At 67.6% G+C, this 25,415-nt stretch carries 23 protein-coding genes and 1 pseudogene; 9 read left to right on the top strand and 15 right to left on the bottom strand.

Features of this window, described 5'->3' with window-relative positions; all coding sequences use genetic code 11:
• Positions 1-396, bottom strand: a pseudogene (locus C7H84_RS33305) (RNA-guided endonuclease TnpB family protein); the annotation flags it as partial.
• An 89-nt stretch (positions 397-485) separates the two neighbouring features.
• On the opposite strand from C7H84_RS33305, the gene C7H84_RS33300 reads away from it, so the two are divergent.
• A complete protein-coding gene (locus C7H84_RS33300) occupies positions 486-1,544 on the top strand; it encodes an NAD-dependent epimerase/dehydratase family protein (protein ID WP_121862799.1) in 1,059 nt (352 codons plus the stop codon).
• On the top strand, positions 1,541-2,530 hold the full coding sequence (locus tag C7H84_RS33295) for an AraC family transcriptional regulator (RefSeq protein WP_121862798.1): 990 nt from the start codon (positions 1,541-1,543) through the stop codon (positions 2,528-2,530). Before C7H84_RS33300 ends, C7H84_RS33295 begins: the two co-directional genes overlap by 4 nt.
• A 167-nt stretch (positions 2,531-2,697) precedes the next feature.
• Here C7H84_RS33295 and C7H84_RS33290 read toward each other — a convergent pair whose 3' ends face one another.
• Together C7H84_RS33290 and C7H84_RS33285 are read right to left on the bottom strand one after the other, a co-directional pair.
• On the bottom strand, positions 2,698-3,876 hold the full coding sequence (locus tag C7H84_RS33290; RefSeq protein ID WP_121862797.1) for an AraC family transcriptional regulator: 1,179 nt from the start codon (positions 3,874-3,876) through the stop codon (positions 2,698-2,700).
• Positions 3,876-5,510, bottom strand: a complete 1,635-nt coding sequence (locus tag C7H84_RS33285; protein ID WP_121862796.1) for an AMP-binding protein — start codon at positions 5,508-5,510, stop codon at positions 3,876-3,878. The genes C7H84_RS33290 and C7H84_RS33285 overlap by 1 nt, the downstream gene beginning before the upstream one ends.
• Before the next feature lie 310 nt (positions 5,511-5,820).
• Here C7H84_RS33285 and C7H84_RS33280 point away from each other — a divergent pair, with 310 nt between their 5' ends.
• A complete protein-coding gene (locus C7H84_RS33280) occupies positions 5,821-6,918 on the top strand; it encodes an AraC family transcriptional regulator (RefSeq protein WP_121862795.1) in 1,098 nt (365 codons plus the stop codon).
• 9 nt (positions 6,919-6,927) lie between these two features.
• Here the strand turns inward: C7H84_RS33280 and C7H84_RS33275 are convergent, their stop codons facing one another.
• From C7H84_RS33275 to glnT, 10 genes are all read right to left on the bottom strand, one after another.
• Positions 6,928-7,446 (bottom strand): sigma-70 family RNA polymerase sigma factor, encoded by a 519-nt coding sequence (locus tag C7H84_RS33275; protein WP_121862794.1) that lies wholly within the window; start codon positions 7,444-7,446, stop codon positions 6,928-6,930.
• A gap of 1 nt (position 7,447) precedes the next feature.
• Entirely contained in the window at positions 7,448-7,666 is a 219-nt protein-coding gene (locus tag C7H84_RS33270; RefSeq protein WP_121862793.1) for a DUF2892 domain-containing protein, read from the bottom strand.
• Positions 7,667-7,747: 81 nt separating this feature from the next.
• The gene (locus C7H84_RS33265) at positions 7,748-9,241 is read right to left on the bottom strand and encodes a HAMP domain-containing sensor histidine kinase (protein WP_121862792.1); all 1,494 of its coding nucleotides are present in this window, start codon (positions 9,239-9,241) and stop codon (positions 7,748-7,750) included.
• The gene (locus C7H84_RS33260; protein WP_121862791.1) at positions 9,241-9,960 is read right to left on the bottom strand and encodes a response regulator transcription factor; all 720 of its coding nucleotides are present in this window, start codon (positions 9,958-9,960) and stop codon (positions 9,241-9,243) included. Before C7H84_RS33260 ends, C7H84_RS33265 begins: the two co-directional genes overlap by 1 nt.
• A 271-nt stretch (positions 9,961-10,231) precedes the next feature.
• Positions 10,232-12,067 (bottom strand): bifunctional protein-serine/threonine kinase/phosphatase, encoded by a 1,836-nt coding sequence (locus tag C7H84_RS33255; protein WP_205611488.1) that lies wholly within the window; start codon positions 12,065-12,067, stop codon positions 10,232-10,234.
• The gene (locus C7H84_RS33250; RefSeq protein WP_121862789.1) at positions 12,064-13,497 is read right to left on the bottom strand and encodes an APC family permease; all 1,434 of its coding nucleotides are present in this window, start codon (positions 13,495-13,497) and stop codon (positions 12,064-12,066) included. Before C7H84_RS33250 ends, C7H84_RS33255 begins: the two co-directional genes overlap by 4 nt.
• 150 nt (positions 13,498-13,647) lie before the next feature.
• On the bottom strand, positions 13,648-15,000 hold the full coding sequence (locus C7H84_RS33245; protein ID WP_121862788.1) for an FMN-binding glutamate synthase family protein: 1,353 nt from the start codon (positions 14,998-15,000) through the stop codon (positions 13,648-13,650).
• Between the two features lie 25 nt (positions 15,001-15,025).
• Positions 15,026-15,715, bottom strand: a complete 690-nt coding sequence (locus tag C7H84_RS33240; protein WP_121862787.1) for a protein glxC — start codon at positions 15,713-15,715, stop codon at positions 15,026-15,028.
• Positions 15,703-16,611 carry a class II glutamine amidotransferase gene (locus tag C7H84_RS33235; protein WP_121862786.1) on the bottom strand — a complete coding sequence of 303 codons (909 nt, stop codon included), beginning with the start codon at positions 16,609-16,611 and terminating at the stop codon, positions 15,703-15,705. The genes C7H84_RS33240 and C7H84_RS33235 overlap by 13 nt, the downstream gene beginning before the upstream one ends.
• A 12-nt stretch (positions 16,612-16,623) precedes the next feature.
• Positions 16,624-18,012, bottom strand: coding sequence for a type III glutamate--ammonia ligase (gene glnT, locus C7H84_RS33230; protein ID WP_240462164.1), 1,389 nt, complete (start codon positions 18,010-18,012; stop codon positions 16,624-16,626).
• A gap of 247 nt (positions 18,013-18,259) precedes the next feature.
• Here glnT and C7H84_RS33225 point away from each other — a divergent pair, with 247 nt between their 5' ends.
• Positions 18,260-18,862, top strand: coding sequence for an XRE family transcriptional regulator (locus tag C7H84_RS33225; protein WP_121862785.1), 603 nt, complete (start codon positions 18,260-18,262; stop codon positions 18,860-18,862).
• A gap of 213 nt (positions 18,863-19,075) precedes the next feature.
• On the opposite strand, the gene hutG is transcribed toward C7H84_RS33225, so the two are convergent.
• Both hutG and C7H84_RS33215 read right to left on the bottom strand, forming a co-directional pair.
• Positions 19,076-19,882, bottom strand: coding sequence for an N-formylglutamate deformylase (hutG, locus tag C7H84_RS33220; RefSeq protein ID WP_121862784.1), 807 nt, complete (start codon positions 19,880-19,882; stop codon positions 19,076-19,078).
• 17 nt (positions 19,883-19,899) lie between these two features.
• Complete coding sequence (locus tag C7H84_RS33215; protein WP_121862783.1) at positions 19,900-20,865, bottom strand: LysR family transcriptional regulator; 966 nt, start codon at positions 20,863-20,865, stop codon at positions 19,900-19,902.
• A gap of 185 nt (positions 20,866-21,050) precedes the next feature.
• Between C7H84_RS33215 and C7H84_RS33210 the strand changes: the two genes are divergently transcribed.
• From C7H84_RS33210 to C7H84_RS33190, 5 genes are all read left to right on the top strand, one after another.
• Positions 21,051-22,238 carry an FAD-binding oxidoreductase gene (locus C7H84_RS33210; protein WP_121862782.1) on the top strand — a complete coding sequence of 396 codons (1,188 nt, stop codon included), beginning with the start codon at positions 21,051-21,053 and terminating at the stop codon, positions 22,236-22,238.
• Positions 22,239-22,265: 27 nt separating this feature from the next.
• Positions 22,266-23,045 carry an electron transfer flavoprotein subunit beta/FixA family protein gene (locus tag C7H84_RS33205; protein ID WP_121862781.1) on the top strand — a complete coding sequence of 260 codons (780 nt, stop codon included), beginning with the start codon at positions 22,266-22,268 and terminating at the stop codon, positions 23,043-23,045.
• Positions 23,042-23,986 (top strand): FAD-binding protein, encoded by a 945-nt coding sequence (locus C7H84_RS33200; protein WP_121862780.1) that lies wholly within the window; start codon positions 23,042-23,044, stop codon positions 23,984-23,986. Before C7H84_RS33205 ends, C7H84_RS33200 begins: the two co-directional genes overlap by 4 nt.
• A complete protein-coding gene (locus tag C7H84_RS33195) occupies positions 23,983-24,645 on the top strand; it encodes a HutD family protein (RefSeq protein WP_121862779.1) in 663 nt (220 codons plus the stop codon). The genes C7H84_RS33200 and C7H84_RS33195 overlap by 4 nt, the downstream gene beginning before the upstream one ends.
• A 47-nt stretch (positions 24,646-24,692) precedes the next feature.
• On the top strand, positions 24,693-25,415 hold a 723-nt coding region (locus C7H84_RS33190), incomplete at its 3' end, for an NAD(P)/FAD-dependent oxidoreductase (protein WP_162999449.1).

Raw genomic sequence — 25,415 nt, 5'->3', positions numbered from 1 at the left:
GATCTTGCCTTCGGGAAGCGGCCGGCTATTGAACACGCGAAAGGTGTTGCCGGCGAAACGGAACGCGTCGCCCTCGCGCTTCAGGTCGCGGCCCTTCAGCGGCACCCAACCCAGCGATTTCCTGCCGCGATAGCGCAGGTAGGGCCGACGGTGCTGACTGCGCGATTTCGCGTATTGCTCGCACGTCGCGTTGACCGTGCCGGAATGGATGTCGAGTTCCTTGCTGCTCCCCGTCGTCAGCACGTTCAGATCGAATCCCGTCGGCCACTTCTTGCCCCACTTGAGCGCGTGCTTCTGCGTGTCGTTGCAGAAGTTCCAGACGTAGTTCACCGCACGGCTCTGCTTGTTAAGCAGTCCGTTGAGCGATTTCACCCGGTAGCGATAGACAAGGATCATGCCGGCCATTTTAACGGTGGAATGCCGCTGTCAAACAGCGGCGCTCCTTTCCTCCCCGTCCTGAAGGACGGGGTTTCTCGGAGCAACTGATGAATATCGATACCGACCTGCCGGTGCTGGTGACCGGCGCCACCGGCTACGTCGCCGGCTGGCTCGTGCAGCGGCTGCTCGAAGCCGGCGTGACGGTGCATGCGGCCGTGCGCAACCCCGACGACCCGGACAAGCTCAAGCATCTGCAGCGCATCGCGGCCGGCAAGCCGGGCACGATCCGCTATTTCCGCGCCGACCTGCTCGAGCCCGGTTCGTATGCGGAAGCGATGGCCGGTTGCGGCACCGTGTTCCATACCGCGTCGCCGTTCACCGTGACCGTTCGCGATCCTCAGAAAGAGCTGGTCGATCCGGCGCTGCTCGGCACGCGCAACGTGCTCGACACCGTGAACCGCACGCCGTCGGTGCGGCGCGTCGTGCTGACCAGCAGCTGCGCCGCGATCTACGGCGACAACGCCGATCGCGACACGGCGCCGAACGGCGTGTTCACCGAGGCCATCTGGAACACCAGTTCGTCGCTCGCGCACCAGCCGTATTCGTATTCGAAGACGGTGGCCGAACGCGAGGCATGGAAAATCGCCGGCGCGCAGCAGCGCTGGGATCTCGTGACGATCAACCCGTCGCTCGTGATCGGGCCGGGCATCAATCCGTACGCAACCTCGGAGAGCTTCGAGATCGTCCGGCAGATGGGCAACGGCACCATGAAAATGGGCGTGCCGGATCTCGGCATGGGCGCGGTCGACGTCCGCGACGTCGCCGACGCGCACCTGCGCGCCGCGTTCCTGCCGAACGCGAACGGCCGCTACATCGTGTCGGGGCACAACACGAGCCTGCCGGCGATGGCCGCGACGCTGCTCGAACGATACGGCGCCGACTATCCGATTCCGCGGCGCATCCTGCCGAAGTGGCTCGTCTGGCTGGTCGGGCCGCTCGCAAACAAGAGCGTCACGCGCCGCGTCGTCGCGCGCAACGTCGGCATCCCGTGGCGCGCCGACAATAGCCGCAGCCGCGACGAACTCGGAATCCGGTACCGACCGCTCGCCGAGTCGATGAACGACTTCTTTCAGCAGTTGATCGAAACCGGGCAGTTGAAGCGATGAACCGCTTCGTGATTTCACCGGGCTTGCAGGTCATGCTGGCCGACCTCGGCGTGCGCGTCGACGAACTGCTGCTGCGCGCGCAGTTGCCCGTCGATCTGTTCACGCGCACGAAGTGCGAGCTGACGACCGCCGAATATTTTCGCCTGTGGCGCACGCTCGACGACATGGTCGGCGATCCGGCGCTGCCGCTGCGCGTGCTCGATTTCCTGTCGGTCGAAGCGTTCGATCCGCCGCTGTTCGCCGCACTGTGCAGCCCGAACTTCGACGTCGCGATCCGGCGCATCGGCGAATTCAAGCCGTTGATCGGTCCTTGCCGCTTGCGCGTGAAGCACGCGGCCGACGCGCTCGTGCTCGCGATCGATTTCATCGAACGCGACGTGCCGCCGCCCGCGACGCTGATCGCCGCCGAACTCGGCTTCCTCGTGAAGCTGGCGCGCATCGGCACGCGCACCGAGGTGGCCGCGCGGGCCGTCACGCTGCCGCGCGATCTCGCGCGGCATCACGGCTACGCAGGGTTTTTCGGCGTGACGCCGAAGTATGGCGACGCGCCGTCGGTCAGCGTGTCGCTGCACGATGCGCGCCGCCCGTTCGTCACCGCGAACGACGCGATGTGGACGATCTTCGAGCCCGACCTGCGCCGCCGTCTCGACGCGCTGTCGGCCGACGCCGGCATCGTCGAGCGCGTACGCGCCGCGCTGCTGGAACTGATTCCCGCCGGCGTCGGCACGGTCGACGACGTCGCGCGCACGCTCGCGATCAGCACGCGCACGCTGCAGCGGCGCCTCGGCGACGAAGGCACCAGCTTCAAGGCGCTCCTCGCGGAAGTGCGCGAGCGACTCGCACGGCACTACCTCGACCACTCCGACCTGCCCTACAGCCAGATCGCGTTCCTGCTCGGCTATCAGGATCCGAACTCGTTCTTCCGCGCATTCAGCGACTGGACCGGCATGACGCCCGATGCCGCGCGCTCGCGCGCCGTGCATTGAGCGTCGTGTGGGTTGCGGTGCAATGTGGTGCGATGCGGTGGTGCGGTGTGCCCGATAACAAGCGTGGAACCGCACGCACGATGACGCGCCACGACGGGGAGCCGTCCATGGGAGCGTACGAAGGATGCCGGTTATGGGAGCGGTGTTTGACGGCTAAATAAACCGCGTCATGCACGCCGCCGGTAAGTCCCCGGCGTGCTGCCCGTCCAGTGCCGAAACGCGCGATGAAACGCGCTCGGATCATCGAAGCCGATATCGGCGCCGATCGCCGCGATCGTGTCGAGCGTATCGGTCAGCCGCTGGATCGCGATGTCGCGCCGCAGTTCGTCCTTGAGCGCCTGGAACGTCGTGCCTTCGGCGGCCAGGTGGCGGCTCAGCGTGCGCACCGAGCAATGCAGATGCTCGGCCGCCTCGTCGATCACCGGCAGGTCGGGCAGCGCCGCCGACAGGTATTGCCGCACGCGATGGCACACGAGCTGTTCGCTGAACGATTCGAAGATCCAGTCGCCGGGTGCGCGCGCGAGGAACTTGCGCAGGTTGCGCTTGCTCTGCCGGATCGGCGCGTCGAGGTAATCGGCGCTGAAGCGCATCAGCGTGCGTTCGCGGTCGAACTGCACGGAACCGGAGAAGAAGTACAGGTGTTCGACCGCATGGCGCGGCCGCGGACACGCGAGCTCGATCTGCAGCAACGGGATCTTCTGCCCGATCAGCCACGAACACACGCCGTGCACGAGCTTGAGCATCAGCTCCTGGCCGAGCGCGCCGATCGGGCCGACGGCCGGGTTCGGCCGCAGCAGCACCTGCGCGACCAGGCCGTCACGCTTCGATTCGACGAAGAAGTCGTCGAGCAGGATGTGGAAGAACTGGCCGAAACGATGCAGCGCCGTTTCGAGGTTGCGCGCATCGAGCAGGCTCAGGCACAGATACTTCAGCGTGCCGCCGCGCAACGGGCGCGAGAAGATGCCCGGCATCTCGTCGTCGAGATCGATCGCGAGCGTGCGGTACAGCGTCGAGAACTGCTCTTCCGTCACGCGCGCATGCGGCTCGCCGAGCAGTTCGAGCGGAATGCCGGCGCCGCGCAGGTAGCGCTCGACCACGTCGCGCTGCGCGCCCGCGCTCGCCAGAAAACCGTTGACAAGCGAGATCGGCACCGTCGCGCTCGGCGACGGCAGCGCCCGCCCGGGCTGGTCGGAGGGTGAGTCTGAACCGGTCATCGCGTCCCCGTCGGTCGAACCGCTCGCATTGTACTTGAGCGATCCGTGCCGGGCTTTCGGCGTTTTCGGGGCTTGCCCGGCTTTCGGCGCGCCGGCTCGCGCGCCGCCGGGCGCGCGGCGCGTCGGCATCATCAGTCGGTGCGGCTGAGTTCGCGGCGCAGGATCTTGCCGACCGTCGACTTCGGCAGCCGGTCGACCACGCGGACCAGCTTCGGCACCTTGTAGCCCGCGAGATTCGCGCGGCAGTGCGCGACGATCGTCTCTTCGGTCACGGCCGTGTCGGGCGCGAGCACCACGAACAGCTTCACGGCCTCGCCGGTGCGCTCGTCCGGCACGCCGATGCACGCGCATTCGACGATGCCCGGCAGCGCGGTCGCGACCGCTTCCACCTCGTTCGGGTACACGTTGAAGCCCGACACGATGATCATGTCCTTCTTGCGGTCGACGATCTTCAGGAAGCCGGCCGCATCGAACACGCCGATGTCGCCGGTGCGGAAGTAGCCGTCCGCGGTGAACGCGGCCGCGTTCGCTTCCGGCTTCTGCCAGTAGCCGCCCATCACCTGCGGCCCCTGCACGCAGATCTCGCCCGCTTCGCCGATCGCCACCTCGCGATCCTGGTCGTCGAGCAGCTTCACGTCGGTCGACGGCAGCGGCAGGCCCGTCGTGCCCGTGAACGCGTCGATCGACTGCGGGTTGAAGGTGACCACCGGCGACGTTTCCGACAGCCCGTACCCTTCGCGGATGAAATTGCCCGTCACCGCCTTCCAGCGCGCGGAGATCACGTCGATCACCGCCGCGCCGCCGCCGGCCGACAGCTTGAGCCGCGACCAGTCGACTTCCTTCAGCCGCGGATGGCCGGCGAGCCCCGCGTACAGCGTGTTGACGCCGACGAACACCGACGGCCGCGCGGCCTTCAGCACGTCGATGAAGCCGTCCATGTCGCGCGGATTCGCGACGAGCCAGTTCTGCGCGCCGATCGCGAAGTAGGACAGGAAGTTCACCGTCAGCGCGAAGATGTGATACAGCGGGATCGCCGTGACGACGACCTCCTCGCCCGGCTGCCGTGCGCCCGGCACGATCGCACCGAACTGTGCGATGTTAGCGACCAGGTTGCGGTGCGACAGCGCGGCGCCCTTCGACAGCCCGGTCGTGCCGCCCGTGTACTGCAGCAGCAGCAGATCGCCGCCTTCGAGCGCGACCGGCTCGAAGGCGAGCGATGCGCCCGCGGCCAGCGCATCCGCGAGCGGGATCGAGCCCGGCGGCAGCGCTTCGCACGCGCCGGGCGGCGCATCGACCACGCCCAGGTCGCCGCGCCCCACGCTCAGCACAGTGCGGATGCGCGTCTTGCCGACCACGTCGGCGAACGTGCCCATCGAGCCGCCGCACACCACCGCCGCTTCGACGCCCGCGTCATTCAGCTGATGTTCGAGTTCGTGCGCGGTGTAGAACGGGTTGACGTTGACCTGGATCGCACCGAGCCGCGCGATCGCGACCGTCGCCACCGGAAACGCGAGCACGTTCGGCAGCATCACGGCAACACGGTCGCCCTTGCGCACGCCGACGACCTGCTGCAGATACGCGGCGAGCGCGCTCGACAGGCGGTCGACGTCGGCGTAGGTCAGCGTGCGGCCGAACGCACGGAACGCGGGACGCTCGGCGAAGCGGCGCATCGCGTCGTCCAGCAGCGCGGTGACGGAAGGAAAGCGATCGGCATTGATCTCGGCGGGAATCGAGCCGTACGACCCGATCCAGTGTCTCTTTGTCATGTCCTGCTCCTCGGGGGACGGCGCCGGGCAGCGCCGTTCGCACGGCGGCCCGTGCACCGGATGGGCATGGGCCGTCGCCTGATCGGCGACTATCGCCCGCCGAAGGCGCTTTGAAAATGATCCGGGCGGCCGAAAAGATGATCGAAACGGACACGCCGGCGCGCGACGGACCGCTTGGAGTCGCCAGTCATCGTTTGCGCCGGCGCTTCGGTTTGCCCGCTCGCATCAGGGTGAACCCTATGGCGCCGCCCCGGGTTCCGGCGCAGAATCGCGAACCCGGAACGATATCGAATCGGACGCAGAACCCGCCATGCCGCGCAGTACGCCCCCGAACCCGACGGCCGCCGCCGCGACGCTGCCGGACGCCCTGCTCGTCCGTGCGTCGCACGACAAGCGCTTCTCGCCGGCCAAGCTGGCCGTGCTCGTCGGCGTCACGCAGGAACTCGGCCTCGACCCGGCCGCCGTGCTCGACGGCACCGGCCTGTCGCCCGCCGCGATCGCCGACCCGTTCACGCTCACGTCGTCGCGGCAGTTCCTGACCGCCGCGCGCAACGCGATCGGCCGCTACGACGGCGCCGATCTCGGCGTGCGCGTCGGCCGCCGGCTGCATGCGTCGAGCTACGGGATGTACGGCTACGCGATGCTGTGCTCGGAATCGCTCGCGCATGCGTTCGATTCGGCCGTCAAATATCACCAGCTCGCGAACGGCATGCTCGCGATCCGTTGGGTCGAACAGGGCGATACCGCGTCGTGGCGGTTCCCCGATCCGCACGAAGCCGCGCTGCCCGAGCCGGACCTGCCGCTGTACCGCTTCCTGATCGACATGCAGTTCGCGCTGCACGTGACGGTCATCAAGGACGTGATGGGCGCGTGGTGCGTGCCGGCGCGCGCGCAGTTCGCGCAGCCGCGGCCCGCGCACGCGGCGCAGCTCGCCGACGCGCTCGAATGCCCGATCGCGTTCGACCAGCCGCACCATGTATTGAGCTACCCGGCCGCCTGGCTGACACGCGCGCCGCAGCTCGCGAACCCGATCACCGCGGCACAGGTGTCGTCGCACTGCGCGCGCCTGCTCGACGAATTGCGCAGCCAGGCCGGCGTCACGCGGCGGGTGTACCAGGAACTCACGCGCACGCCGGGCCAGTTCCCGGACATCGATGCGATCGCGGACACCCTATGCATGACGTCGCGCACGCTGCGCCGCAAGCTCGACGCCGAAGGCACGTCGTACAGCGAGCTGCTGACGAGCGTGCGCAAGGCACTCGCGATCGACTACCTGAGCACCACCACGCTCAGCACCGAGGACATCGCGCTGACGCTCGGCTTCAGCGATGCGGTCGGGTTCCGCCACGCGTTCAAGCGCTGGACCGGCACGACGCCGAGCGACGTGCGGCGCAAGCGCGGCGGGTAGCGCCGCCCGCTACGCGAGCAGGTATTCGCGCGCCAGCGTGCGGGCGCGATGCAGACGACTTTTTGCGGCGGCCGGCGTCGAGCCGACGCGCTCAGCAATTTCCGCGATCGTGAGTTCTTCGAAATCGCGCATCAACAGGATGTCGCGATAGTCGCGCGGCAACGATTCCAGGGCGTCGACGAGCTCGCGCCGCAATGCGTCCGTGTCGCGACCGGCCAGCCACTCGTCGACCTTCTCCTCGTCGTACGGATCGTAGTGCAGCGCGGTGCGTCCGAGCCGGCGGCACTCGCGGCGCACGACGCTGAACAGCCAGCCCGAGAACGCGGCTAGCGTACGCACCGACGTCACCTTGCGCGACACGATCAGCAGCGCTTCCTGCACCGCATCGTCGACGTCGGAAATGAAGCAGTTGCGTTGCGCGTAGCGGCGCACGTCGGGCTGGCACAGCCGCAACAGCCGTTCGAGCGCGAGCGGGTCGCCCGTACGGGCAGCCTCGATGGCAGCAAGCTGCTGCGGATCGGTCGGCATGTCAGTCCTTCGCGCGCCGCGACTTGTCGAGACGGCGGCCGACCATCGCGCACGCAGGACAGAAGCCGACCAGGCCGGACACGACGATGCCGGCAGCGGCCACCGCCACGGCGATGCCGGTCACGCCCTTGATCCACGCCACTGCCAGCACGGCGACGATCACGCCCAGTGCGATCCGGACCACGCGTTCCCAGCCGGGAACATTCTTCACATAGAACATCAGGAGCCTCTTTCAGGTTGTCGAGAGAAAACCTCTCGACTACCAAGAGGGCAGCACACGGCCGTTCGGTTCGCGCCCCATTTAATTTTTTCCTCCGCCGTCGGCCGATGCGACCGGCAGCGCAAATTCGAACACCGCGCCGCGCCCGTCCCGATCGACGAGCCGGATCCCGCTGCCGTTGAGCACCAGCATCCGGTGCACGATCAGCAACCCGAGCCCGCCGCTCGTCGCCGTGCCGCCGCTCATCGGCCGCTGCGGCCGCTGGAACAGACCTTCGCGCCGCGCCGGCGGAATCCCTGCGCCGGTATCCGACACGGTCACGACCACGCGATCGTCCTGCGGCGTCAGCGCGACTTCGACTTCGCCGTGCTGCGGCGTGTGCCGCAACGCGTTGTCGAGCAGGTTGGTCAGCACGCGCTCGATCATCCCGAGATCGGCCGATACCGTCGGCACGCGCGGCGGGATCCGCGCATGCAGCGCGATGCCGCGCGACTGCGCGGCCAGCTCGAATTTCTGGAATACGTCCTGCACGAGATCGACCAGCGAGAACGACTCGCGTTCGGCCTGCACGCCGCCGGACTCGAGCCGCGCGAGTTCGAACAGCGCCTGCGCGAGCCGGCCGACCTTCGTGCTCTGCGTGAGCGCGATCGACAGGTAGCGGCGGCGTTCGGCCTCGGCGAGCGTGTCCGACTTCAGCGACAGCGTCTCCAGATAGCCGTGCAGCGACGTCAGCGGCGTGCGCAGGTCGTGCGAGATGTTCGTGATCAGTTCGCGCCGCTGCTGGTCCTGGCGCGTCAGCGCGCGCCATTGTTCGCCGATCCGGTCGGCCATCTGCGCGAACGCGGATTCGAGCACCGCGATGTCGTCGCCGCGCCGCCCCGGCGCCGAGCGCGGCACCGGCGGCTGCGCATCGGGCGCGGCGTTCGCGTCGAAGCGGCGCATCGCGTCGGTCAGCCGGCGCAGCGGGCGCGTGATGAAGCTGAACGCGGTCAGGCCCGCGAGCAGGCCGAGCAGCGCGACCACCGCCATCGACCACAGCGTCGTGCGCAGCACGTTGCCGGCGTCGAAGCGTGCGGCCAGCCGGTCGTGCGCTTCACCGAGCAGCACCACGTAGATGTAGCCCGACGGCGGCTGCCCCGCGCGCTGCAGCGGCGCCGCGCTGAACACCTTGCGCGCGGCCGGGCTGCGCGGATCGTCGCCGAGGATCGGCAGCGGATCGCCCGCGATGAAGCGCTGCACCGGCGCGAGATCGACGCGGTCGCGCTTCACGTGGCCGGGCGGCGCGTCGTCGCCCTTGATGCGCCCCGCGTTGTCGAGCAGGTATACCTCGACGCTCGGGTTCACGCCCATCAGCTGGCCGAACAGCGTGCGCACGGCGTCCGGACGCAGCCCGTTCGCGTCCATCAGCGGCGTGCTGCTCGCGATGTGCGCGGCGAGATCGCGCGACAGGCTCTGCACGACTTCCTTCTCGCGCATGTCGTTCGCGCGGATCTGCAGCCACGCCGACGTGCCCGAGCACGCGAGCAGCAGCACCGCGAACACGAGCGACAGCCGCTGGGTGAGGGTGAGCTTCATCACGCGTCCCGCTGGTCCGGCGCCGCGAGCTTGTAGCCGCGGCCCCACACCGTGAGGATCCGCACGGGCTCGGCCGGATCGGCCTCGATCTTCGCGCGCAGCCGGTTGATGTGCGTGTTGACCGTGTGTTCGTAGCCTTCGTGCTGGTAGCCCCACACGGCGTTCAGCAGATCCATCCGCGAGAACACCTTGCCCGGATGCCGCGCGAAGAAATACAGCAGGTCGAACTCGCGCGGCGTGAGGTCGATGCGCGTACCGTCGACGCTCGCTTCGCGCGCGATCGGGTCGATCGACAGCCCGGCCACGTCGAGCGTGCCCGCGTCGATCCGCGAATCGCGCGCGAGCGCGTCGACGCGCCGCAGCAGCGCCTTCACGCGCGCGACGAGTTCGAGCACCGAGAACGGCTTCGCCAGGTAGTCGTCGGCGCCGAGCTCGAGGCCGAGAATCCGGTGCACCTCGCTCGAGCGTGCGCTGGTGATGATGATCGGCGTATAGCGCGCCATCGCGCGGGCGCGCCGGCAGATTTCCAGGCCGTCGACGCCGGGCAGCATCAGGTCGAGGATCAGCGCGTCCCAGCTGCCCTGTTCGAGCAGGCGCAGGCCTTCGGTGCCGTCCGCGCTGTGCACGACTTCGTAGCGCTCGTCGCGCAGGTGCAGGCTCAGCACGTCGGCGATGTCGGCGTCGTCTTCGACGATCAGGATGCGTTTGGGGTGGTCCATGGCGGTCGGGGGGCGGTGCGTCGGTCCGGGGCTCGGGTTCGAAGGGTCATTCCGGCCACCCCTTGCGGACCGGAAGGCCGGCCTGCCGGGGGCGGGTCGCGGCGGCAACGCCGCGCTGTCGCCATTGTGCGGAATTTTACGGCGGGGAGGGATCACAAATCGTTTAAGTTTGAATCGTTGTCGTGATGTGATCCAATTTCCGCAAGGCTTTCCGATCCGGCCCTTCAAACTCGCTTCCACGCGCCGCCGCGCGACCACCAAATGGAATCCTTCACCGGATGCTCAACAGCACCGCGAACAACACGACGAGCAGCAATACCGACACCATTTGCCAAAACAGCACGGGCTCGCGTTCGAGCAAAGGTGCGGGCCGCACCGGTTGCGCGGCTGTCGAGTCCGCGGCGAATCGCTCGAGATCGGAGCAGACTTCGAGCACGTCCTGATAACGGCGCGCCGGATCGGGCTGCAGCGCTTTCTCCAGCACCAGATCCAGCCACACCGGTGCGTCGGGCCGATGCTGATAGACCGGCACTCGCCCATTGAATCCGTACGGAAACTTGCCGCCGCTGAACAGCCGATAGAGCGTCACACCGTACGCGAAAACCTCGGAGCGGGCATCGCCCTGCGCGCCCCGCATCAGCTCCGGCGCCATATAGGCGGGCGTGCCGGGCGACGCATCCGGAACCGGCACACCGATGCCGGGCATATAGGCAAAACCGAGATCCAGGAGTCGCGTGCTGTTGTCGCGCATGACCAGCACGTTCTCGGGCTTGATGTCCCGATGATAGATATTGCGACGGTTCAACGCATGGATCGAATGCCCAAGCCGCCGCGCAATCTCGAACGATTGCGCGAGCGCGAGCGGCCGTGGTGAAGTCAGGATTTTTTCCAGCGTGACGCCATCGCCAAGCGGCATCACCACATAGAGCCGGGTCTGGCGCTCGGGGTCGATCGGCATCGGCGCAAGCACGCCCTCTTCGTCGATCTTTCCGGCCAGCCAGCGCTCGCGCACGATCGACTGGCGCACGTTTTCGTCCTGGTCGACGCGCGGCCTCGGAAACTTCAGCGCGAGTGGCGTCGACGGATGGGCAAGATCGTGGCCGGCAAAAATGCGCGAGTGAAAGCCGTCGCTCAGCACTCGCGTGAGCACGTAGCCGTCGATCACGTCGCCTGCCTGCGGCACCGCGGGAATGGGCAACGCGCCGACCACACGTTCGAGGTAACCGAGATCGACAGTGGGCAAGGTGTCCACGTCGATGACCGCAGCCGTCGCATCGTCCGACGAATGGCGCGCATCGGCGAGCGCGACGAGCTTTTGCGCCGCCGCCAGCGAACCCTTCGTCTGCAACAGAACGGTTTGCATTTCCCGCATCGGAATGCGGCGGTAGAGACCGTCCGAACACAGCAGCAGACGATCCTTCTCACGCAGTTCGAACGTTTCGACGCGCGTCACGAGCGCTTGCTGCAAGCCTATCGCGTGTGTGACGTATGAGCCGAATGCGACCGGCACAAGGTCGTCGTTACCGACCTGCGTCAGTTGCCCGTCACGCAGCAGGTACAGGCGGACGTCCCCCGCTGCCACCAGCCACGCATTCGCGCGTCGCACGATCAGCGCGGCAAACGATGCCGCCATCTGGCTCAAACCCGGATCGGAGCGGCCGATCTGATGAAGCCAGCCATGTATCGATTCCAGCGCACGGGCGGCGGCCGCTTCGGGCTGCAGCGTGTCCGTCATCCCGTAGTAGGCGTCGATGAACGTCCGTACCGAAAGCTCCGCCGCCACGCGTCCGCCCTTGCCGCCGCTCATCCCGTCGGCCAGCGCGACCACGATGCCGCGCGCAACGCGCTCGGAGAGGTTCCCCGCCATGACGCCCACGTAATCTTCGTTCGTCCGGCCCGCTCCGCTCGCGCGAGCCGGTGTCGACACACAGCCGAGGTTGAGCGCCGCGCATTCGCCGCGCGCCGGCTCTACCGTCAGTTCGAATACGGTGTCCGGGCGATCGGGCCGACCGCTCGCCCGGCCGTGCGCTGCGTCGGGCGCACGTGCCTGGCGAGCGACGGCCGGCCGGTCGAGGTCAGAACTCATCGATAAACCACGCGCTGTCACTTCTTGCCGAAGATTTCCGATTCGCTCGTTTCGAGGTCGTGCTCGATCCTGTCGAGCACCTGCGGCGAACGCTTTTTCAGCATCATCAACCAGATGATTCCGATCAGCATGTAGGCCACGAACAAATACGGCAGCACGTTGTACGGATAGTCCGGCACCGGGTAGACGCTGCCGACGAACGCGCCAATCATCGCGATCGCGCCGAGCACGCCCCAGACGACGTTGATCGGCTTCAGCTCACCCTGCTTCTTCAGGTAGATCGGCGCCGAGATCGAGATCAGGAAATAGGCGACCAGGAAACCGAACGTGGCGAAGGTGCTGGTGTAGCCGAACGTGTTGAGCGGGCCGGCGCCCAGCATCGCAAGACACACGCCCAACGTGACGACGGCCGAGAACGCGACCGCGTAGTGCGGCGTCTGATGCGTGCGATGCACCATCCCCATCGAGCGATGCACGAACTGATAGCGCCCCATCGAGAACAGCAGGCGGCTTGCCGAGTTCAGCGACGCGAGCACGCAGGCAAACGCACTGAACGACGCGATCAGGTAGAAGACGGGCCCCAGCGGCGACGCGCCGACATTCGTCAGCAACGTCATCAATACCGCCGAGTCGGCGCCGAGCTTGCTCACGTCACCGTTGTAGGCGACGACCATCGCGTAAGCGACGAACATGAAGAAAAGACCGGACAGCACGAGGCTCAGAATCACGGCGCGCGGGATCACGCGCAGCGGATTTCGCGATTCCTTGCCGAGCGACGCAGCGCTTTCATAACCGACGAACGAGAAGATCCCGAGCACCATCGCTTCGGCCAGCCCCTTCGAACTCGTGCCCTGCAGCGAGAGCTGCGCATGATCGACGATGTGATCGGGATGCAGCCAGAACACGTAGAGCAGCACACCCATCACGATGACGACCGACGCCGCCTCGATATACAGCGAAAGGCGCGACGACAGCTTGATGTCGCGGGCGGCGAGGTACCACGCGAGCGCCACCAGCACGACATAGACGGCCAGGCTCGGCACCTTGAAGCCCCACGCCGCGCACGCATTCTGCACGAACACGACGCCCGCGGCGCCCACGCCCATCGCGGTGCCCGTATACGCGGCGATCAGCCCCCAGCCGGCAATACCGCCCGCCATGGGCCCGAGCGCGCGCGCGATGAAAATGAAGAACGATCCCGCCGTCGCGACCCGGCTCGCCAGCACGATGATGTTGAGGCTCACCAGCAACAGCCCGAGCGTCGACAGGCCGTAAATGAGCCAGGTGCCGGTGCCGGCCAGCGCCGCAATGGCAACGACGTTGATCGACGGCGTGAAGGTCGGCGACAGGTTCGCCACCGACTGCCCGATCACCTCCGAAAATCCGAGGCTTCCGTGGCGCAGGCCCGCATCCTGAGCGGGCTTCGCTATTCCTTGCGTTGAGCCATTCATATCGCACTCCACAATTAATAAACATGATCGGAAAGACACGGACACTGCATCGGGCATTCCGACTACACGTCGAACTGCCCTATTCATCGCAAAGGATCGCGAACTCCGCTGCGGCAACCAGGAACATCAGGAAAAGGCCCCGTATCCGGATCAATGGCCCGGAATCCACGACGTGCCCGCGAGCGGCACCCGCGCCATCGCGGCGGCCTCCACGGTCAGCGCCACGAGGTCCTCCGGCTCGAGGTGATGCACGTTCTGCTTGCCGCATGCGCGTGCGATCGTCGCGAGTTCCATGTTCAGCGTCTTCAGGTAGTTCCGCACGCGGCGCGCGCCTTCCTCCGGCTCCAGCCGTCGTTCGAGCACCGCGTCCTGCGTCGTCACGCCCACCGGGCACTTGCCGGTGTGGCAGTGGTGGCAGAAGCCGGGCGACGTGTTCAATGCCGCGTAGTCCGCCTCGGCCGAGTGCAGCATGCCGTTCTGGAAATACCGGTCGCTGTTGCACCCGAGCGCCATCAGCACGCCCTGCCCGATGGCGACGGCGTCGGCGCCGAGCGCAAGCGCCTTCGCGACGTCGGCGCCGGTGCGGATCCCGCCGGACACGATCAACTGCACCGTGCCTTTCACGTTCAGATCCTCGAGCGCGTCGACGGCCTGGCGAACCGCGGCAAGCGTCGGGATGCCGACGTTCTCGATGAAGCAGGTCTGGGTCGCGGCGGTGCCGCCCTGCATCCCGTCGACTACGACGACATCCGCGCCCGCATGCACCGCGAGCTTCACGTCGTTGAACGTGCGGGTCGCGCCCACCTTCACGTAGATCGGGGTTTGCCAGTCGGTGATCTCGCGCAGCTCCTGGATCTTGATCGCGAGATCGTCCGGGCCCGTCCAGTCGGGATGGCGGCTCGCCGAACGCTGGTCGACGCCGGGCGGCAGCGTACGCATCGAAGCCACCCGCGGGTTGACCTTCTGCCCGAGCAGCATGCCGCCGCCGCCCGGCTTCGCGCCCTGCCCGATCACGATTTCGATCGCGTCGGCACGGCGCACGTCGTCGGGATTGAAGCCGTAACGCGACGGCAGGCACTGGTAGACGAGCGTCTTCGACGACTGGCGTTCCTCCTGCGTCATCCCGCCGTCGCCGGTCGTCGTCGACGTGCCGGCCGCCGTCGCCGCGCGGCCGAGCGCTTCCTTGACGTTCGCCGACAACGCGCCGAAGCTCATCCCGGCCACGGTGATCGGAATGTCGAGCACGATGGGCTTCTTCGCGAAGCGCGTGCCGAGCACGGTCTGCGTCGTGCATTTCTCGCGATAGCCCTCGAGCGGGTAGCGCGACAGCGACGCGCCGAGGAACAGCAGGTCGTCGAAGTGCGGGACCTGGCGCTTCGCGCCGAGGCCACGGATTTCGTAGAGGCCGCGCTGCGCGGCCGTGTGGATATAGTCGATCGTCTTGCGGTCGTAGCCGTGCGACTCTTCGTGCTGCAAGCGGGCGAAGTGAATGGTCTTTTCCATGGCGGGTTCTCGATCGAGCGTGGATTCAGTATTCCTGGTTCGCGTCGGCGTTCCAGTGATAGAGCGTGCGGGCCGACGCGATGCGCTTGAACGCGTGCGGATCGTGATCCAGCCCGGCCGCGTCGAGCAGCGCCGCGACCGCGCTCACGTCGGCGGCCGTCATCGGTTCGAACCGCGCATCCGCACCGAGCGACTTCACGTCGCCCTTCACGTAGAGCACCGCCTCATACAGCGAATCGCCGAGCGCATCGCCTGCATCTCCGCAGATCACCAGGCGGCCGGCCTGCGCCATGAACGCGGAAAAACTGCCGACCGAGCCGCCGACCACGATGTCGCCGCCCTTCAGCGAAATCCCGCAACGCAGCCCCGCATCGCCGTCGATCACGAGCAGTCCGCCGTGCGCGGACGCGCCCGCGCCGTTCGACGCAAAGCCCTTCACGTGCACCTTGCCGCTCATCATGTTTTCCGCGACGCCCGTTCCGGCGCTGCCCTCGATGACGATCGTCGCGTGCTGGTTCATGCCGCCGGCGTAGTAGCCGGCGTGACCGTCGATCGTGACCGTCACGTCGGCATCGACACCGACCGCGATGTTGTGCGCGCCGTTCGGCGACGTCACGACGATCTGCCGGCCGTCGAGCGTGTCGGCGCTGCCGTGCAGGTACTGGTTGACCTCCCTGACGGTCGTGCGCTCAAGGTCGAAAGTCACGCGTTCCATACGTACATCTCCTCGGGTGCGGGTTCGAATACCTTTGCATGCTTGATGTCGGGCAGATGCGCGAGCGAGCGGAACTCGGACGCGATCGCGACGTAGTCGTCGTTCTCCGCGACGACGGCGGGCTTGCAGGCGAACGGGTCGCGGATCAACGCCAGCTCGGTCGGCGTGCCCATCAGGAACGTGTAGAAGCCGTCGAGCTCCTCGAAGCCCTTCTGCAGCGCGTCCGGCAGCGCGTCGCCTTCGCGCAGGCGCCATTCGAGGAAGCGGCACGCGGCCTCGGTGTCGTTGTCCGTGTCGAAGTGAATGCCCTTCGGTTCCAGCTTGCGGCGCACGCCGTACGGATTCGACAGCGACCCGTTGTGGACGAGGCAGAAATCCTCGCCGGCCGTGAACGGGTGCGCGCGGTCCGGCGTGACCGCCGATTCGGTCGCCATCCGCGTATGGCCGACGAGATGCGAGCCCTGCAGGCCCGAGAACGCATAGCGATCGGCCACTTCGGCCGGTGCGCCGATGTCCTTGTACAGGTCGATCGAGCGCCCCGCCGACAGCACATAGATCCGCGGATAGTGTTCGTGCAGCCAGCGCCTGACCGTCTCGGCCTGGCTCTGCACGGTCAGCACCGCATGATTGCGCTTCGCGTCGATGCGCGCCGTCACGTCCATCGACGCGTTGAGCCGGTCGGCCAGCGCCTCCCACGCGAAGTGCTCGCCTTCATCGGTGAAGCCGGAATACAGGCTCAGCTTGCGCTGGCTTGCATCGAGCGACTTGCCGAACACCGCGAGCCCGGCCGAATCGGGGCCGCGCTCCGTCATGCCGATCAGCATCGGCACCATCAGTTCGCCGAGCCGCTCGCGCAATGCCGGCGTCTTCACCAGCAAACCTACGATTCCGCACATGTTGCGTTCTCCTTAAAAGAATTCGAGGTACTGCCTGACTTCCCAATCCGATACGTGCCGCATGTATTCGAGCCATTCCATCCGCTTCAGCTTGAGGAACTCGTCGGCAACCGGCCCGAGCGCTTCGCAGATCACGCGGTCGGCCTCGAGCGCGTCGAGCGCGTCGCCGAGGTTCTGCGGCAGCACGCCGATGCCGTGCTCGCGCAGCTTCTGCGCCGACCACTCGTAGAGGTTCTCGTTGGCCGGCGCACCGGGTGACAGTTCGCGGTCGACGCCGTCGAGGCCCGCCGCGATGACGGCCGCGGTCGCGAGGTACGGGTTGCAGGCGCCGTCGGGCAGGCGCAGCTCGATCCGGCCGCCCGGCATGCGCACCATCGTCGAGCGGTTGTTGTCGCCGTAGCTGATGTACGCGGGCGCCCATGTCGCGCCGGTCAGCGAACGGCCGACGACGAGGCGCTTGTACGAATTGATGGTCGGATTGCAGAGCGCGGCCAGCGCGGGCGCATGCGCGAGCAGGCCGGCCGTGAAGCGGTAGCCGAGCGTCGACAGGCCCATGCCGAGCGCATCGGCGTCGTCGGCGAACAGGTTGCGCTTGCCGTCGCCGATCGACATGTGCATGTGCATGCCGTTGCCCGGGCGGTTCGCGAACGGCTTCGGCATGAACGAGCAGATCATCCCGAGTTCGTTCGCGATCTCCGACGCGGCCATCTTGAAGAACACGTAGTGATCGCACGACGTCAGGCAATCGGTGTACGTGTAGTTGATCTCGAACTGGCCGTTCGCATCCTCGTGGTCGATCTGGTAGACGTCGATGCCGACCGCGCGCAGCGATTCGGTGAGCTTTTCCAGGAACACGCGCGTGCGCGACAGGCCCTTGTAGTCGTAGCACGGCTTCGCGAGTGTGTCGCTCGGGTCGCACGGCTCGAGGGTGCCGGATGCCGAGCGCTTGAGCAGCGAGAACTCGGGCTCGAGGCCGGTGAACAGCGTCCAGCCGCGCTCCGTCATGCGCGCGACCTGCTTCTTCAGCGTCACGCGCGAATCGAAGGCCCACGGCGCGCCGCCCACGTGGCCGTCGCAGACGATCCGCGCGAGCCCCGGCTGCCACGGCACCGGCGTCAACGTCGCGAGTTCGCCGACCGCCATGTAGTCGGGCCCGTTCGGCTCGATGCCGACACCCCAGATCGCAAAGCCGGCAAAGCCCGCGCCTGCCGTCAACACGCTCTCCAGGTGGGCGACCGGCACCGACTTCGCCTTGGCCACACCATGGATGTCGACGAATTGCGCGAGCACGTACTTCACGCCCTGCTGCGTGAGATACGCCTGCGCCTCAGCCGCGGACGCGAAGCGCGGCACGCTTCCGAGCGTGTTGACCGGCAACTTGCTCGCATCGTTCAGGTTCATCGTCACTCCTTGCAACTGCATCGTTTGCTGGTTTGAGAAATCCGCTCGACGCGCGAGGGACCGGGCTGCAATTCATCGGCGCGCACCGCTCGGGGTGAGCTGCGGCCGTCTCCGCACTACATGGAAGGATTTATTGATGTGCAACAATAGTTCCTGCCATGAAACTCCTTGCGCGCGCACCGGCGTGTCCCGCGATGCCGGTGTGCGCACTGCAATCTGCTACCCTTGCCCTTTTACGAGGTCGACGATGCACCCCGCAGACGACAGCAAGACACCGCTCGAACGCTACCTCGGCGCGACGATCCGCGAGCTTCGCCAGCACCACGGCCTGACCATCGCGCAGGTCGCGCAACAGGCCGGCATCAGCCGCGGCATGCTCTCGAAGATCGAGAACGCGCAGACTTCAACCGGTCTCGACGTGCTGCACCGGATCGCGCAGGCGCTCGGCGTATCCATCTCGACGCTGTTCCGCAACTTCGACGTCCCGCAAGGCGGCGCCCAGCTCGTGAAGAAAGGCGCCGGCATGGAGGTCGTCCGCAAGGGCACGAAGAGCGGCCACACCTACCATCTGCTCGCCTACGACCAGGGGCCGCGCAAACTGTTCGAACCGTTCCTGATCACGATGGACGACGAAGCCGAGCGCTTTCCCGTGTTCGAACATCCCGGCACCGAGTTCATCCACATGCTCAAGGGCGTGATCGAATACCGGCACGGCCAGCAAACCTACGTGCTGCATCCGGGCGACACGCTGACGTTCCGCGCCGATATCCCGCACGGCCCCGAACGCCTGATCAAGACACCGATCCAGTTCCTGTCGATCTTCGTCTACGGACAGACCGCCGAGGAATGAGCGCAGCGTCGCTACCGATGATGCAAACTCCGTGCCACGTTTATCGGCAGGAATCAAAGATTCCCACGGATAAACACTCTGGGCGGAATCGGGCCGGTTGTTCAGCGGTGTCATGCGTCGGTGCCTGCCTGTCGAAGGTGCGGTTCCGTGCCGAATGCGGTGCAGCGTCGCACTGAAACGGGAACCGCGGTTACGAAGATCTATCAGTAATGCTTATGCTGCTGCCGGCAGCGACGCGAGCGCGTCCAGCGCGCCATCGATCATCCGGCGCAGCGTCGGCTGCACGGCGGCGGCGCGCGCCGCATCGTAGTCGAACGGGCAGGTCTCGCTCATGTACGTCGACTGGCACATCTCGAGCTGGACCGCATGCACGCCGCGCGCCGGTTCGCCGAACCGGCGGGTGATGTAGCCGCCCTTGAAGCGGCCGTTGGCAACCGACGTGAACGGGCTCGCGGCGGCCGCGCGCACGACCGCGGCCTGCACGGCCGGTGCAGCGGTCCGGCCGTCCTGGGTGCCAATGTTCAGGTCGGGCAGCTTGCCGTCGAAGAGCCGCGGCAGCACGCTCGCGATCGAATGCGCTTCCCACAGCAGCACCTGCCCATGACGCATGCGCAGGCGCGCCAACTCGGCTTCGAGCGTCGCGTGATACGGCTGCCAGTACGCAGCCACACGACGCGCCTTCTCCTGCGCGTCAGGCGCGCACCCCGCCCGGTACAGCGGATCGCCACGAAACGTTTCGCCGGGGCACAGGCCGGTGGTCGTCTGGCCCGGATACAGGCTCTCGTCGTTCGGCGGACGGTTGAGGTCGATCACGTAGCGCGACACGCGCGCGCCGAGCACGGTTGCGCCGAGGGCCGCCGCGAACCCGTACAGGCGGTCGAGATGCCAGTCGGTATCGGCGAGCGCCAGTGCGTCGTCGCTATACATGTCGCGCAGCGACTCGGGAATCTCCGTGCCGAGGTGCGGAATCGAGATCATCAGCGGCGCGTCGCCGCATTGCAGCGTATAGATGTCGCTCACTCAGGGCTCCATTTGAATCAAAGCAATGCGTCGTCAGGCAGTTGCGGCAGGCTGCGCGCGAGCGCGGGCCGGATCGAGCGTTCGACCACGGTGCGCGTGAGCGCGACGATCTCGCCGACGAAGTCTTCCCACTCGCCCTGCCGGTGCAACAGGAAGAAATCCCGCCGCCCGAGCCGCCCGGACGGCAACGGGATCACGGCGATCTCGCCGAGGTAATGGCGCGCCTGCCACAGACACAGCGGTGTCGAGATCGCAAAGCCGAGGCGCGCGGCCACGAGACTCAGCAGCGGGTCCGTCGCATCGAATTCGAAGCGTCGCGGACTGTCGATGCCGAGGTGACGCGCGAAGCGCTCCACCTGCTGGCCGATCACCGAGCGCGCCGTGTAGCGGATCAGCGGCAGCTCGCCGGCCAGCGCGCGCCAGTCGAGCGTCGGCCGGCCCGCCAGATGGCTGCGCGCGACGACGGCAACGAACGCCTCCGAAAACAGCGGCACCTCGACGATGCGTGCATCGGTGAGCGCCGACTGCGTACACACCGCGACATCGAGTTCCCGGTCGTGCATTTGTCTGGAGAGTCCCGGCGTGAGCCCGGACCACATCGAAATCTGCCGCGACGAGCCCGACACCGCGCGGATCAGCTCCGGCCCGACCGTCGCCGCGAACGAATCGACGCAGCCCAGCCGCACGGGCATGCGGCCCGCATCCGACGCGTCGCCGACGCGGGTGCTGACCATCTGCGCATGCTCGAGCAGCGGGCCGGCGAGCTCGAGCAACGCGCGCCCGGCCGTATTCGGCCGCGGCGGGCGGCTGTCGCGATCGAACAGCGCGGTGCCGTGCTCGCGCTCGAGCGTGGCGATCGACTGGCTGATCGCGCTCTGGCTCACGCCGATGCGCTTCGCGGCGGCAGTCATCGAGCCGGATTCGCACACGGCGACGAACGCCTGCAGCGCGCGCAGATCGATTGGCGGTGGGGTGCGTCTCATCGCTTCTCCAAGGTTGCCCGGTCGGATGTGGCGGATCCGGCAACACGGGACGAATGGTGCGCCGGATCGGACGGCCCGCACGCTGAATGAGCATTTGAGGGCGCGCGTCATAAGTTTGCCTAATACAAAATTCGGCGGCACCGCGGCTTTCTAGAATCGGCTCACCGCCTACCCAGAGGAAATCCATGAGCCACTACGACTTCATCGTGATCGGCGCCGGCGTGATCGGCGCGTCGGTCGCGCATCACCTTGCCGCGCTCGGCGCCGGCAGCGTGCTCGTGCTCGAGCGCGGCATGATCGGTGCCGGCACCACGTCGCAATCGTCCGGTCTGCTGCGCACGCACTATTCGGTCCGTCAGAACGTCGAACTGGCGCGCGCGTCGTGGTGGGCGTTCAACAATTTCGCCGAATATGTGGGCGACGACGAAGCATCGTGCGGCCTCGTCAAATGCGGCTACATGATCTGCGCGCCGGACGGCGACAAGCTCGAGCCGCTGCGCGCGTCGCTCGACGCGCAGCGGGCGATGGACATCGAGGTCCGGCTGCTCGACCGCAACGAGGCGCGCGCGCGCCTGCCGATCGCGGAGTTCGACGATGCCGCGCTGATCGGCTTCGAGCCGGAAGCCGGATTCGCCGATGCGTACCTCGTCGCGACGGGCTTCGCGAAGTCGGCACGCCGCCGCCGCGTGAAGATCCTCGAAGGCACGACCGTCACCGGCGTCGTGCGCGACGGCCGCCGCATCTCCGGCGTCGACACGAGCGCGGGCCGCTTCACGTGCGGCACGCTGATCAGCACGCAGAACATCTGGACGCCCGAACTCTCCGGCTGGATCGGCGTGCCGTTGCCCGTCAAGCCCGAACGGCACACCGTGCTCGCGCTCGAATGCGACGACGCGAAATACACGTTCCAGATGCCTGCGTTCAAGGATCTCGGCTCGCCCGGGATGCTGTATTACCGCAGCTACGGCGGCAGCCAGATGCTCGTGTCGGAGGGCGTCGTCGGCGAGACGCTGAACGCACCGGAAACCGAACAGGGCGACATCTCGCTCGACTATGTCGCCGAAGTCGGCGCGCAGGTCGCCGAACGGTTTCCGGCGTACGAGACGGCCGGCCTCGCGTCGTCGTGGACGGGCGTCTACGACGTCACGCCCGACTGGAACCCGGTGCTCGGCGGCGTCCCCGGCATCGACGGACTGGTCGTTGGCTTCGGCTTCTCCGGCCACGGGTTCAAGCTGTCGCCCGGCATCGGCAAGCTGCTCGCGCAGCATGCGCTCGGCCTGCCGACCGACGTGTCGCTCACGCCCTATGCGCTCGAACGCTTCGCGACCGGTGCGCTGCTCACCGGCAAGTACGGCCACGGCGCCGTGTCCTGATCCCAATCGCTTCGACGAGACATTGCCATGCCCATCAAGATCCTGGTGCCCGTGAAGCGCGTCGTCGACCCGAACGTGCGGGTGCGCGTCGGCTCGGCCGGCGCGATCGACACGACCGGCCTCAAGATGTCCATCAACCCGTTCGACGAATGCGCGCTCGAAATGGCGCTGCGCCTGCGCGAAGCCGGCCACGCCGTGCAGGTGAGCGTGCTCACCTGCGGGCTGCCGGTCTGCCAGGACGTGCTGCGCACCGGCCTCGCGATGGGCGCGGACGACGCGGTCCTGATCGACACCGGCGACGCGACCGCGTCGCTCGACTCGCTCGGCGTCGCGCGCCTGCTGCACGCGTATCTCGGCACGTCGCCGTACGACCTCGTGCTGTGCGGCAAGCAGGCGATCGACGATGACACCGGCGGCGTCGCGCCGATGCTGGCCGGCCTGCTCGGCTGGCCGCAGGGGCTCGATGCGACGGCGCTCGCGGCCGACGGCAACGGCTGGCGCGTGACCTGCGGCGACGACAGCGGCACCGCGACGTGGCGGCTTGACGGGCGGGCCGTGGTCAGTGCCGACCTGCGCCTCGCCGAGCCGCGACGCGTGACGCTGCCGAATATCGTGAAGGCGAAACAGAAGCCGATCGCGATCGTCGAGGCCGGCCGCTTCGCGGTCGACCTGGCGCCGGCGGCGCGCGTGGTCCGGCTCGCCGAACCGGCGGTGCGCCGCGCCGGCGAGCGCGTCGCGGACATCGACGCGCTCGTCGCGGCGCTCGCCGCGCACAACGTATTTGCCCACCCAGGAGTGTCCGCATGAGAACGCTCGTTGTCGCAGAAACGACTGCCGACGGCACGCTCGCCGATTCGGTGCTTCGCGTGGTGAGCGCCGCGTGCGCGCGCCGCCAGCCGGTCGACGTGCTGGTGCTGGATCCCGCGGCGGCGTCCGAGGCGGCGCTGATCGATGGCGTGGACACGGTCATCCACCCGGACGCGCAACCCGCAGCGGCCGCGATCACGCCCGAGGGCCTGGCCGCGCAGCTGGCCGCACTGGCGCCGCGCTACACGTTGATCGCGGCCGCGCATCGCACGCTCGGCCGCAACGCGCTGCCGCGCGCCGCCGCGCTTGCCGGCGCGGCGTTCGTCGCCGACGTGACCGGCATCGCCGACGACGGCAGCTTCGTGCGCGGCCTGTATGCGGGCAGCGTCGTCGCGACCGTGACCAGCGCGCGCGACACGACCTTCATGACCGTGCGCGCGTCGTCGTTCGCGCCCGCCGGCGTCCGCACGGAACCGGCCGCGATCGTGCCGCTGGCCGAGCCACCCGCGTTCACCGCGACGACGCTGCTCGAACGGCACGGCGCGCAGTCGAGCGGCATCGATCTCGCGAATGCGCCGATCGTAGTGTCGGGCGGGCGCGGCCTCGCGTCGGGCGAGAACATGGCACGGCTCGGCGCGCTGGCGGCCCGGCTGGGCGCCGCGCTCGGCGCATCGCGCGCGGCCGTCGACGCAGGTTACGCACCGAACGCGATTCAGGTCGGGCAGACCGGCAAGACCGTTGCGCCCGACGTCTATCTCGCGCTCGGGATTTCCGGCGCGGTGCAGCACCTTGCGGGGATGAAGGATTCGAAGCTCATCGTCGCCGTCAACAAGGACCCGGACGCGCCGATCTTTTCGCTCGCGGACGTCGGCTTCGTCGGCGACCTGTTCGACGTGATGGCCGCGCTCGAGCGTCACGTCGGTGCAGGTGGCCGCGCATGACGCCGCTGCAATCCGCAGGCGGCGGGCACGGAACGCCGGCCGCCGTCGAGCGCGCGGCGGGCGGCCAACCGGCGTCGCGCTATCCGTCCGTGCAGTTCATCGATTGCACCAGGATCGCGCCGGAAGCCTGGGCGAACGGCAGCGGCGTCACGCGGACGATCGCGAGCCGCATCGGCGCCGATGGCGAGATCGACTGGCGGATCAGTCTCGCGACGCTCGACGGGCCGGCCCGTTTCTCGCGGTTTCCGGGAATCGACCGCCTGCTCGTGCCGGTCGACGACACGAGCGTCGAACTGCATGCGCAGGACGGACACCTGGTCGCGCGCCCGACCGAGCCTGCGCAGTTCCCCGGCGATCTGCAGATATGGACGAGCGGCATCGCGCGGCCGACGCATGTGCTCAACGTGATGACGCGCCGCAGCGCCTGCCGGGCGACCGTCGTCGTGGCGACGCATTCGTGCCGCGTCACGCCGGCGTCGACGCATCTGCTGATCTGCGCGGCGGGTCAGTGGCGCATCGACAGCGCACTGCTCGGCACGCAAGCGCTGCTGCCGATGCATGGCATGTGGCTCGATGGCCGCGGCGAGGATCTCGACCTGAAGTCCACGGCCCCCGAATCCAGGCTGATCTCGATCGCGATCGAGCCGGCCGCTCGATAACGCTTGTGTCTTGACGCTAATCCGTCGCCTACTCCTGATACCCGCTTATGTCCCACGTCTCGCTGATCGAAAACCACGGCCCACGCGAATCGATGGAATACGACGTCGTGATCGTGGGCGGCGGCCCCGCCGGGCTGTCGGCTGCGATCCGGCTCAAGCAGCTGGCTGCCGAGAAAGGCACCGAGATCGGCGTGTGCGTGCTCGAGAAGGGTTCCGAGATCGGCGCGCACATCCTGTCGGGCGCGGTGATGGACCCGCGTGCGATCACCGAACTGTTCCCCGACTGGAAGGAACGCGGCGCGCCGCTCGACGTCGAGGTGACCGAAGACCGTTTCCTGTTCCTGTCCGAGAACAGCGCGGTGACCACGCCGAACTGGGCGCTGCCCGCCAACTTCCAGAACCACGGCAACTACGTGATTTCGCTGGGCAACGTCACGCGCTGGCTTGGGGCACAGGCCGAGGCGCTCGGCGTCGAGATCTTCCCCGGCTTCCCGGCTGCGGAAATTCTCTACAACGACGACGGCTCGGTGAAGGGCGTTGCCACCGGCAACATGGGCGTAGGCAAGAACGGCGAGCCGACCGAGAACTTCCAGCTCGGCATGGAGCTGCACGCGAAGTACACGCTGTTCGCCGAAGGCTGCCGCGGCCATCTGGGCCGCCAGCTGATCTCGAAGTTCAAGCTCGACGCGAACGCCGATCCGCAGGCGTACGGGATCGGCATCAAGGAGCTGTGGGAAATCGATCCGGCCAAGCACAAGCCGGGCCTCGTG

It is taken from the genome of Burkholderia sp. Nafp2/4-1b, assembly GCF_003635165.1.
GTDB lineage: Bacteria > Pseudomonadota > Gammaproteobacteria > Burkholderiales > Burkholderiaceae > Burkholderia.
This window is presented reverse-complemented; position numbering and strand designations above follow the sequence as displayed.

Excerpts from the sequence above, each read along its gene's own strand:
- C7H84_RS33300 (WP_121862799.1), top strand. The coding sequence starts at position 486 with ATGAATATCGATACCGACCTGCCGGTGCTGGTGACCGGCGCCACCGGC.
- C7H84_RS33295 (WP_121862798.1), top strand. The coding sequence starts at position 1,541 with ATGAACCGCTTCGTGATTTCACCGGGCTTGCAGGTCATGCTGGCCGAC.
- C7H84_RS33290 (WP_121862797.1), bottom strand. The coding sequence starts at position 3,876 with ATGATGCCGACGCGCCGCGCGCCCGGCGGCGCGCGAGCCGGCGCGCCG.
- C7H84_RS33285 (WP_121862796.1), bottom strand. The coding sequence starts at position 5,510 with ATGACAAAGAGACACTGGATCGGGTCGTACGGCTCGATTCCCGCCGAG.
- C7H84_RS33280 (WP_121862795.1), top strand. The coding sequence starts at position 5,821 with ATGCCGCGCAGTACGCCCCCGAACCCGACGGCCGCCGCCGCGACGCTG.
- C7H84_RS33275 (WP_121862794.1), bottom strand. The coding sequence starts at position 7,446 with ATGCCGACCGATCCGCAGCAGCTTGCTGCCATCGAGGCTGCCCGTACG.
- C7H84_RS33270 (WP_121862793.1), bottom strand. The coding sequence starts at position 7,666 with ATGTTCTATGTGAAGAATGTTCCCGGCTGGGAACGCGTGGTCCGGATC.
- C7H84_RS33265 (WP_121862792.1), bottom strand. The coding sequence starts at position 9,241 with ATGAAGCTCACCCTCACCCAGCGGCTGTCGCTCGTGTTCGCGGTGCTG.
- C7H84_RS33260 (WP_121862791.1), bottom strand. The coding sequence starts at position 9,960 with ATGGACCACCCCAAACGCATCCTGATCGTCGAAGACGACGCCGACATC.
- C7H84_RS33250 (WP_121862789.1), bottom strand. The coding sequence starts at position 13,497 with ATGAATGGCTCAACGCAAGGAATAGCGAAGCCCGCTCAGGATGCGGGC.
- C7H84_RS33245 (WP_121862788.1), bottom strand. The coding sequence starts at position 15,000 with ATGGAAAAGACCATTCACTTCGCCCGCTTGCAGCACGAAGAGTCGCAC.
- C7H84_RS33240 (WP_121862787.1), bottom strand. The coding sequence starts at position 15,715 with ATGGAACGCGTGACTTTCGACCTTGAGCGCACGACCGTCAGGGAGGTC.
- C7H84_RS33235 (WP_121862786.1), bottom strand. The coding sequence starts at position 16,611 with ATGTGCGGAATCGTAGGTTTGCTGGTGAAGACGCCGGCATTGCGCGAG.
- glnT (WP_240462164.1), bottom strand. The coding sequence starts at position 18,012 with ATGAACCTGAACGATGCGAGCAAGTTGCCGGTCAACACGCTCGGAAGC.
- C7H84_RS33225 (WP_121862785.1), top strand. The coding sequence starts at position 18,260 with ATGCACCCCGCAGACGACAGCAAGACACCGCTCGAACGCTACCTCGGC.
- C7H84_RS33215 (WP_121862783.1), bottom strand. The coding sequence starts at position 20,865 with ATGAGACGCACCCCACCGCCAATCGATCTGCGCGCGCTGCAGGCGTTC.
- C7H84_RS33210 (WP_121862782.1), top strand. The coding sequence starts at position 21,051 with ATGAGCCACTACGACTTCATCGTGATCGGCGCCGGCGTGATCGGCGCG.
- C7H84_RS33205 (WP_121862781.1), top strand. The coding sequence starts at position 22,266 with ATGCCCATCAAGATCCTGGTGCCCGTGAAGCGCGTCGTCGACCCGAAC.
- C7H84_RS33200 (WP_121862780.1), top strand. The coding sequence starts at position 23,042 with ATGAGAACGCTCGTTGTCGCAGAAACGACTGCCGACGGCACGCTCGCC.
- C7H84_RS33195 (WP_121862779.1), top strand. The coding sequence starts at position 23,983 with ATGACGCCGCTGCAATCCGCAGGCGGCGGGCACGGAACGCCGGCCGCC.